We start from the raw sequence: 9138 nt of genomic DNA, 5'->3' as shown, positions 1-9138 counted from the left end.
CGCCCCTGGCGCGGGCCCCGCCCATAAAAACTTCCACCCCCCCCCCCCCCCCCCGGACCGGCCCCCGCGCACCCACCACGAACCCCAGCGCACCACCCCGCAACCCCGAACGCGCCCCCACACCCCCGCCCCGCCCGCCCGCACAGCGCAGCGCCCCGCCCCACACCCCGAACACGCCGAAGGACCGGCCCCCAAAGGGACCGGTCCTTCAACGACTGCCGCCGACGGCTACGCGCTCACGCGCGGCTCCCCCGCCCTCAGTTGTCGTCCTCGTCGATCAGGAACCCACGCATCGGCGCCGGCGCCTGCTGCATCGGCTGCGGCGCCTGCGGCCGCACCGGTGCCATCGGCTGGGTCATCGCCGGGGACATCTGCTGCTGTCCGCCGTACGACGGGCCGCCGGCCATCGCGTTATTGCCGCCGTAGGACGGCGCTCCCGCGCCCGCCGGAGCCATGGAGGGCGACGGCGGCAGCGAGGGGGCCGCCGGGCTGCGCGGCGGGGCCAGCGAGTCGTCGGCCTGGGTCTCCAGCTGACGCAGCTGGGACTCGAGGTACGACTTCAGGCGGGTCCGGTACTCACGCTCGAAGCCCCGCAGGTCCTCGACCTTGCGCTCCAGGGTGGCGCGGGCGGACTCCAGGGAGCCCATCGCGACGCGGTGCTTCTCCTGCGCGTCCCGCTCCAGCGCGTCGGCCTTGGCGCGGGCGTCCCGCTCCAGGCCCTCGGCGCGCGAACGGGCCTCGCCGACGATCTTGTTGGCCTCGGAACGGGCCTCCGCGATCGCCTGGTCGGCGGTCTGCTGAGCCAGCGACAGGACACGCGCGGCGCTGTCGCCACCCGGACCCTGGGCCTGCGGCGGCATCGGCGGCTGCTGCTGCGGGTGGCCCATGGGGCCGCCCTGCATCTGGCCGGGGCCGGGGCCCATCTGACCACCCTGCATCTGGCCGCCCTGCATCTGGCCGTGGCCGGGGCCCATGGGGCCGCCCTGCATCTGGCCGGGGCCGGGGCCCATCTGACCACCCTGCATCTGGCCGCCCTGCATCTGGCCGCCCTGCATCTGGCCAGGGCCGGGGCCCATCTGACCACCCTGCATCTGGCCAGGGCCGGGGGGAAGCTGCGGAGCACCGGACGGCAGCTGCGGCGGGCCCATCTGCGGCTGCTGCTGTACCGGCGGGCCCGATATGGCGGCAGGAACGGGAGCCCCGGGTCCGCCGGGGCCGGGACGCTCCGGCTGCTCGGGAGGCTTGCGCATACTCTGCTGCTGCTGACTCTGCGCGGCGGCACGCGTGGCGGCGGCCAGCTTGGCGCGCAGGTCCTCGTTCTCGCGGAGCAGTTTGGTCAGTTCGGCTTCGACCTCGTCGAGGAAGGCATCCACCTCGTCCTCGTCATAGCCTTCTCGAAGGCGGACGGTCGTGAACTGCTTGTTCCGCACGTCCTCAGGAGTCAGCGGCATCTCTTCTTCACCTCTACGTAGTCGTCGGCAGTCGGCAAGACCGTATCGTCCACATTCACCCCATTCTCACCGCGCGAAACCCTCAACGACGCGAATCAGGATGAAAACGATGATCATTAGAACGAAGAAGGACAGGTCGAGTGCCACGCCCCCGAGACGCAACGGCGGGATGAGCCGCCGAAGAAGCTTGAGCGGTGGATCGGTGACGGTGTAGGTGGCCTCCAGAACGACCACCATCGCCTTGCCGGGTCGCCAGGAACGGGCGAACTGGAAGACGTAGTCCATGACCAGTCGGAGGATCAGGAGGACCAGGAAGCACATCAGCGCGATGTAGACCACCTGTAGCGCAACGCCCATCCCGCGGTTCCCTCTCCCCTGACTTTCGTGCTCTCACTTGTCCGGCCGCGGTGTCGCGGCCGGCCGTTCTCGGTCTCGTGCTCTCAGCTCTGGTTGAAGAATCCGCCCTCTGCGATACGGGCCTTGTCCTCCGCCGTGACATCGACGTTAGCAGGCGACAACAGGAACACCTTCTGCGTCACGCGCTCAATGCTGCCATGGAGACCGAAGACGAGTCCGGCGGCGAAGTCGACAAGTCGCTTCGCATCCGTATCGTCCATCTCCGTGAGGTTCATGATCACCGGAGTGCCCTCACGGAAGTGTTCCCCGATGGTACGGGCCTCGTTGTAGGTCCGCGGGTGCAGAGTGGTGATGCGGTAAGGCTCCCGCTCGGACACGACCTTGGGCATGATCACCGGCGCGTTCTTCTCCAGGCTCGGACGTTCGGGTGTGATGGATGCCACGGGGGCAATTCGGGCCGGGCGCACGCTCTCTGCCGTTACCGGTACAGAACGGGACACCGGCTCACGGGGGGCGGGCGGCGTCACCACGCGCGCCGGCTCCTCCCGTTCCACCTGCCGCGGCGGCTGGTGGTGGCGCCGGTCGCGCTCGGGCTCCGGCTCCAACTCGGGTTCGAAGTCGTCGTCGGGGTCGAACCCCCGGCCGTCGTAACCATCGTCCTCCACGAGGCCGAGGTAGACCGCCATCTTGCGCATCGCGCCGGCCATATCTCCGCATCCTCCGCTCTGTGGTGGATCGCCTAACCGAATGTCGCAGTGCCACCAAGTGCCCGCGATCCACGAGTCCACCCGCCCCTCGGCGGATTGACCATATTTTCTGCTGTGGTCCGACTCTTCGCGACGTTACCCGAGCTTCGGACGGACTCCGAGCACCGCAGTACCGACGCGCACATGTGTCGCACCGGCCGCCACGGCCTCTTCGAGGTCCCCGCTCATCCCCGCTGACACCATGTTCGCAGCCGGGCGGGTCGCGCGCAGCGCGGTCGACAAATCCATGAGCCGCTCGAAGGCGGCCCGTTGCCGGCCCGCGTACGGGCCGGCCAGCGGTGCGACGGTCATCAGTCCACCGAGCCGCAGTCCGGGCGCGGCGTCCACCGCGGCGGCCAACTCCTCGATCCCGTCGGGGCTCACCCCACCCCGGTCGCCCCGCCCGCCGGCCTCGGCGTCGAGGGCGACCTGGATCAGACAGCCCAGTTCGCGCTCCGCCTTCACGGCGGCCGCGGACAGAGCGGAAACCAGCTTCAAACGGTCGACGGACTGCACCATGTCGGCATAACCCACCACCGAGCGGACCTTATTGGTCTGCAACTGACCCACGAAATGCCAGTCGAGGTCGAGGTCCGCGCACGCCGCGGCCTTCGGCGCCGCGTCCTGGTCCCGGTTCTCGGCCACCTGCCGCACCCCGAGTTCGTACAGGAATCGCACATCGCTCGCGGGGTAGGTCTTGGTGACCACGACGAGGGTCACCTCCTCCCGCGCGCGCCCGGCGGCGGCGCACGCGGCGGCGATGCGCTCCTCGACCCGGGCGAGATTCGCGGCGAGTTCCGCCTTGCGGTCCGTCATCAGCTCATTCCTGCGGGGGGTTCGGGGTGGGGTCCTCCGGGAGAAGGGGTCCGGAGAAGGGATCTGCGGGGATGCGGTGCGTCGGGGAGTGCTTCCCCCGCGGACGGTGCCCGCGGGGGCGCCGGATCCCGTTCAGTGAGGAGACTTCGGGTCCAGCCAGACATATCCCGCGAGTCGCCCCGTGGTGCGGTCGCGGCGGTACGAGTAGTGGTCGCGGGACTCCAGGGTGCACACCCCGGCGTCCGCGATGTCCCGTACGCCGAGCCGCTCCAGCTGGGCGCGGACTCCGGCGGCCACGTCGACGGCCGGGGTGCCCCAGGAGGTCTCCGCGTACGCGGCCGGTTCCACGGCGGCGACCTCGGCGCGCATCGCCTCGGGCACCTCGTAGCAACGGCCGCAGACCGCGGGCCCGGTGCGGGCGACGATCCGGGCGGGATCGGCGCCCCGCTTCCGCATCGCCTCGACGGCGGCGGGGACCACCCCGGCGACCATGCCGGGGCGTCCGGCGTGGGCCGCGGCGACCACCCCGGCGACCGGGTCGGCGAGGAGGACGGGAACGCAGTCGGCGGTGAGGACGGCGAGCGCGAGGCCCGGACGGGACGTCACGAGGGCGTCCACGCACGGAATCTCATGCCCCGTCGGCCAGGGTCCTTCGACCTCGGCGACGTCGGCGCCGTGCACCTGGTTCATCCAGACGACCCGCGCCGGGTCCAGGCCCAGCTCCCCGGCGGCCCGCGCGCGGTTGGCCCGGACCGTGTCCGGGTCGTCGCCGACGGCACCGCCGAGGTTGAGCTCCTCGTACGGAACGGCGCTCACCCCGCCCCACCGGTCGGTGAAGGCGAAGTGGGCGCCGCTCGTGTCGTAACGCTGCCCTATCACTTCAAGAAGTCCGGGACATCCAGCTCTTCGGCCGAGGTGTCCGGGTACGGACGGGCCGGCGGGACCACCGGCGGGGCGACGGGCGGCAGCGTGCTCTCGCTCGCCTGGCGCACCGGCTCTGACTGGACCGGGGTGGGCTCCTCGCGCGGGGTCACCGTGCCGAGGCCGCCCAGCGGGCGGGCCGGCTCGGAGGCGCGGGGGGCCGGGGCGGGCTCCTCGCGCTTGCTGGAGGCCGAGCCGATGATGTTGTCCCGGCGGGCCGGCGGCTGGCCGCCGTCGAAGCCGGCCGCGATGACGGTGACCCGGACCTCGTCGCCGAGGGCGTCGTCGATGACGGCGCCGAAGATGATGTTCGCCTCGGGGTGGGCGGCCTCGCTCACCAGCTGGGCGGCCTCGTTGATCTCGAAGAGACCGAGGTCGCTGCCGCCGGAGATGGAGAGCAGCACACCGCGGGCGCCGTCGATGGACGCCTCCAGGAGCGGCGAGGAGATCGCCATCTCCGCGGCGGCCACCGCGCGGTCGTCGCCGCGGGCGGAGCCGATGCCCATCAGGGCCGAACCGGCCTCGGACATGACCGACTTGACGTCGGCGAAGTCGAGGTTGATCAGACCCGGGGTGGTGATGAGGTCGGTGATGCCCTGGACGCCGCTGAGGAGCACCTGGTCGGCCGACTTGAAGGCGTCGAGCACGGACACCTGGCGGTCCGAGATGGACAGCAGCCGGTCGTTCGGGATGACGATGAGGGTGTCGACCTCTTCGCGGAGCTCGGCGATGCCGTCCTCCGCCTGGTTGGCGCGACGGCGGCCCTCGAAGGTGAACGGGCGGGTGACCACACCGATCGTCAGGGCGCCGAGCGAGCGCGCGATGTTGGCGACGACGGGGGCGCCGCCGGTGCCGGTACCGCCGCCCTCGCCTGCGGTGACGAAGACCATGTCGGCCCCCTTGAGGACCTCCTCGATCTCCTCACGGTGGTCCTCTGCCGCCTTGCGGCCGACCGCCGGGTTGGCCCCGGCCCCGAGACCGCGGGTGAGTTCACGGCCGACGTCGAGCTTCACGTCGGCGTCGCTCATCAACAGCGCCTGAGCGTCGGTGTTGATGGCGATGAACTCGACGCCCTTGAGGCCGACCTCGATCATTCGGTTGATGGCATTGACACCACCGCCGCCGACACCGATGACCTTGATGACTGCGAGGTAGTTCTGCGGTGCTGCCACGTCGAAGGCCTCTCGCCTCGAGTTACGTGTCGCCGCTTCGCGGTGGTAAGCGCGCCGCGACGACGGATGCCGATTGGGGCGGTCCGGAACGCCGACCCAAACCCTAACGTTGAAGTTTAGGGTTACCAGTGTCTCTGTTCGCTGGACTCTTCCGAACAGGACACTAAGTCGACAAGTGGCGCCCGTTCAACGAACACGCCGAACCTCCCGTTTTTCTTTTCACCCTATGTGATCACCCGTAGCGCTGGCCAACCAGGGTGCTGGCCAGCGGCGATGAGCGTCAACTCCTCGAAGAGGCGGGTGCGGTGGGGGCACTTACGTCGAAGTGTCCCGCTTTGGGCGTCGCCTTCATGAGCGCGGTGAGCACCCGGGCCTTGACCTGCCCGTGCTCGCCGCTGCCCCAGAAGACACTGCGGCCCCTGCCGAGCTCCAGAGTGATGGAGTCGAAGGAGGTAATCCGGACGACACGGACGTCTTGGGCGATTTTCTCCGGGAGTTCGCCCGTCACGCCTACCGCCGTCTTCAGCAGCCGGTCGGCGTCGAAACGGCGCAGACTGGGCGACTCGGCCACGTCGAGGACGAGCCGGGGGACGCCGCGGGGCGGGGTCGCGACGGTGGCGAACCGCACTCCCCCGGAGTCCACTTCGATGAACTTTCGACCCTTTTCCAGCAGAAGAACCGGATGACGTTCGGTCACATTCAGACCGATTCCGTGCGGCCATGACCGGACGACCTCCACCTCGTCGATCCGCGGCAGCCGTTGACGCAGCCGGGTCTCGATGGCCGACGTGTCGACCGACACGAGCGGCGCGCCGAGCGGGACGGCCGCGACACGCTCGACCTCCCCGGGGGTGAGCACCTCCGTGCCGGTCGTGGTCACCTTCTCCGCGCGCAGCCAGGTGGAGCCGTACAGCGCCCAGACGCCGCCGGCCACCAGGACCAGGGCGCCGAAGCCGATCAGGAGCGCGCGCGGGCCGGGGCGCCGAAAACCCCGGACACCCGGCCCGGAGGGCCGCCCTGACGGCCTTTCGGACGCGCCGGGGCGCCGTTTCCCGCCGGTCGCGGTTCCAGCCGCCACAGCTTCTCCCTCGCTCGTCGCGCCCCTGCCGCCGCCGGGGTGCCGATGCGGCCGTCGAAAGAATCTCCGACAGCCGCACGCCCCTTCGATCCGTGCGCCGTTACGCCTGGCGGCGGGCGGCGATCGCCTCGTACACCATGCCGACCAGCAGCTCGTCGGCGTCCCGGCGGCCGAACTCGGCGGCGGAGCGGGACATCTCGTACAGCCGGTGCGGATCGGCCAGTACGGGCAGGACATTGCCCTGCACCCACTGCGGCGTCAGTTCCGCGTCGTCGACGAGGAGTCCACCGCCCGCCTTGACCACCGGCTGGGCGTTGAGCCGCTGTTCGCCGTTGCCGATCGGCAGCGGGACATAGGCGGCCGGCAGTCCGACGGCGGAGAGCTCGGCGACGGTCATCGCGCCCGCGCGGCAGAGCATCATGTCGGCCGCGGCGTACGCGAGGTCCATCCGGTCCACGTACGGTACCGGCACGTACGGCGGCATTCCGGGCATGTTGTCGACACGCGGCACCTCGTTCTTCGGGCCGACCGCGTGCAGGATCTGGATGCCCGAGCGCTGGAGCACCGGAGCGACCTGCTGGATCACCTCGTTGAGGCGGCGGGCGCCCTGCGAGCCGCCGGAGACCAGCAGCGTCGGCAGGTTCGGGTCGAGACCGAACGCGGCACGCGCCTCCGGGCGGACCCGGGCCCGGTCGAGGGTCGCGATGGTGTAGCGCAGCGGGATGCCGATGTAACGGGCGTCGCGCAGCTTGGAGTCCGGGGTGGCCACGGCGACACCGGCGGCGAACCGGGAGCCGATCTTGTTGGCCAGACCGGGCCGGGCGTTGGCCTCGTGGACCACGATCGGCACCCCGAGCCGCTTGGCGGCCAGATAGCCCGGCAGGGCCACGTAGCCGCCGAAGCCGACCACGCAGTCCGCCTGGGTGCGCTCCAGGACCTGCTCGGCGGCCTTGATGGTGCCGCGCAGCCGCCCGGGGACGGTGAGCAGTTCGGGCGTCGGCTTGCGCGGCAGCGGCACGGCCGGGATGAGCGCCAGCTCGTAGCCCCGCTCGGGCACCAGCCGGGTCTCCAGGCCGCGCTCCGTACCCAGCGCCGTGATCCCCACCGAGGGGTCACGCCTGCGCAGGGCATCCGCGAGGGCTAGCGCGGGCTCGATGTGGCCGGCGGTACCTCCGCCGGCGAGGACGACATGCACCGAAATTCACCGCTCTCCGGACGGACGCTTCTTGACGCGCCGTCGCATCGACTTCCATCTCCCCCCGGCCCGCTCGCCCCAGTGGGGGCGGATGGCCAGGGCCGCTTTCGCGGCGGGTTCCTGACGCGCGAACGCGATCAGCAGCCCGACGGCGAACATGGTCGGCAGCAGGGCCGACCCCCCGTAGGAGAACAGCGGGAGGGGGACTCCGGCGATCGGCAGCAGACCGAGCACCGCACCGACATTGATCACGGCCTGCGCCGTGATCCAGGTGGTCACGCCTCCCGCGGCATACCTGACGAAGGGGTCCTCCGTACCTCCGGCCACGCGGATACCCGCATAGCCTAGAGCCGCGAACAGGGCGAGTACCGACAGCGTCCCCGCCAGGCCCAGTTCCTCCCCGGTGACGGCGAAGATGAAGTCGGTGTGCGCTTCGGGGAGTTGACCCCATTTTTCCACACTCGCACCAAGCCCGGATCCGAACCATCCGCCGGAGGCCAGCGCGTAGATCCCGTGCGCGGCCTGCCAGCAGGGGTCGCCCGCGCCGCCCGGGTCGCTGGCGCCGAGGCACTGGAAGCGTTCCATCCGGTGGGGGCTGGTCTTGATCAGCAGGGCGCCGATGGCACTGGCGACGGCGAGCACCCCGACGAACAGCCGGGTGGGCGCGCCGGCCGTCCACAGCAGGCCGAACAAGATGGCCGTGAGGATGATGGCGGTGCCCATGTCGCCGCCCAGCATGATCAGGCCGAGCAGCAGGAAGGTGCCCGGGACCAGCGGCACCAGCATGTGTTTCCACTGGACGAGCAGCTTCATGTCCTGTTTGCGGGCCAGCAGATCGGCCCCCCACAGGATCAGCGCCAGCTTGCCGAACTCGCTGGGCTGGAGCATGAACGGGCCGCCGAGCGAGATCCAGTTCTGGTTGCCGCCGACCGCGACGCCTATCCCCGGCACCTGGACCAGCACCATCAGGAAGATGGCGCCGACCAGGATCGGGTACGCGAGCGCCCGGTGCAGCTTCACCGGCATCCGGGAGGCCACCAGGAGCAGTCCCGCGCCGAGCAGCGCCGCGAAGAACTGTTTGCGGAAGAAGTACGAGGGCGCCAGGTCGTAGCGGAGCGCGGTGATCATCGAGGCGGAATAGACCATCACCAGGCCGAGCGTGGTGATGAGCAGTCCCGCACCGATGATCACGTAATACGCGGTGAGCGGCCGGTCCCAGGCCCGCATGCCCCGCTCACGGAGCCCGCGCACCCCGCCCCGGCCGCCGCGCGTGCGGCGGGCCGGCCGCGGCGGCGCGGGAGCGGGGCCGCCGCGTTTCGCGGCGGCCTTGCGCGGCCCGGCGGTTCTGCTCGGCATGGTCGCTGCCCCCTCCAGTCGTGCCCGACCCGCGGCCGGGACCTTG

At 70.9% G+C, this 9138-nt stretch carries 9 protein-coding genes; all 9 read right to left on the bottom strand.

From position 1 onward, the window contains the following. Positions 1-257: 257 nt before the first annotated feature. The 9 genes from ACGFRB_RS07730 to ftsW all read right to left on the bottom strand — a co-directional run bounded on the left by ACGFRB_RS07730 (position 258) and on the right by ftsW (position 9092). Entirely contained in the window at positions 258-1451 is a 1194-nt protein-coding gene (locus tag ACGFRB_RS07730; RefSeq protein ID WP_393240324.1) for a DivIVA domain-containing protein, read from the bottom strand. Positions 1452-1517: 66 nt separating this feature from the next. Next, positions 1518-1808 (bottom strand): YggT family protein, encoded by a 291-nt coding sequence (locus tag ACGFRB_RS07725; RefSeq protein WP_363012491.1) that lies wholly within the window; start codon positions 1806-1808, stop codon positions 1518-1520. 83 nt (positions 1809-1891) lie between these two features. Beyond that, entirely contained in the window at positions 1892-2515 is a 624-nt protein-coding gene (locus ACGFRB_RS07720; RefSeq protein ID WP_361228405.1) for a cell division protein SepF, read from the bottom strand. A gap of 135 nt (positions 2516-2650) precedes the next feature. Further along, positions 2651-3370 (bottom strand): YggS family pyridoxal phosphate-dependent enzyme, encoded by a 720-nt coding sequence (locus ACGFRB_RS07715; RefSeq protein ID WP_363012489.1) that lies wholly within the window; start codon positions 3368-3370, stop codon positions 2651-2653. A gap of 132 nt (positions 3371-3502) precedes the next feature. Then, positions 3503-4249, bottom strand: a complete 747-nt coding sequence (gene pgeF, locus ACGFRB_RS07710) for a peptidoglycan editing factor PgeF (protein WP_393240320.1) — start codon at positions 4247-4249, stop codon at positions 3503-3505. Further along, a complete protein-coding gene (ftsZ, locus tag ACGFRB_RS07705) occupies positions 4246-5463 on the bottom strand; it encodes a cell division protein FtsZ (RefSeq protein ID WP_363012487.1) in 1218 nt (405 codons plus the stop codon). Before ftsZ ends, pgeF begins: the two co-directional genes overlap by 4 nt. Positions 5464-5743: 280 nt before the next feature. Beyond that, positions 5744-6541, bottom strand: coding sequence for a cell division protein FtsQ/DivIB (locus ACGFRB_RS07700; RefSeq protein WP_393240317.1), 798 nt, complete (start codon positions 6539-6541; stop codon positions 5744-5746). A 100-nt stretch (positions 6542-6641) separates the two neighbouring features. Next, positions 6642-7736 carry an undecaprenyldiphospho-muramoylpentapeptide beta-N-acetylglucosaminyltransferase gene (gene murG / locus ACGFRB_RS07695; RefSeq protein WP_363012485.1) on the bottom strand — a complete coding sequence of 365 codons (1095 nt, stop codon included), beginning with the start codon at positions 7734-7736 and terminating at the stop codon, positions 6642-6644. A gap of 6 nt (positions 7737-7742) precedes the next feature. Next, positions 7743-9092: a putative lipid II flippase FtsW gene (ftsW, locus tag ACGFRB_RS07690; RefSeq protein WP_393240314.1), complete on the bottom strand. Its 1350-nt coding sequence runs from the start codon at positions 9090-9092 to the stop codon at positions 7743-7745. Between the last annotated feature and the right edge of the window lie 46 nt (positions 9093-9138).

This window comes from Streptomyces sp. NPDC048718 (assembly GCF_043198875.1).
Lineage (GTDB): Bacteria > Actinomycetota > Actinomycetes > Streptomycetales > Streptomycetaceae > Streptomyces.
The sequence above is the reverse complement of the archived record's forward strand: the minus strand, read 5'-3'. Positions and strand labels throughout refer to the sequence as shown.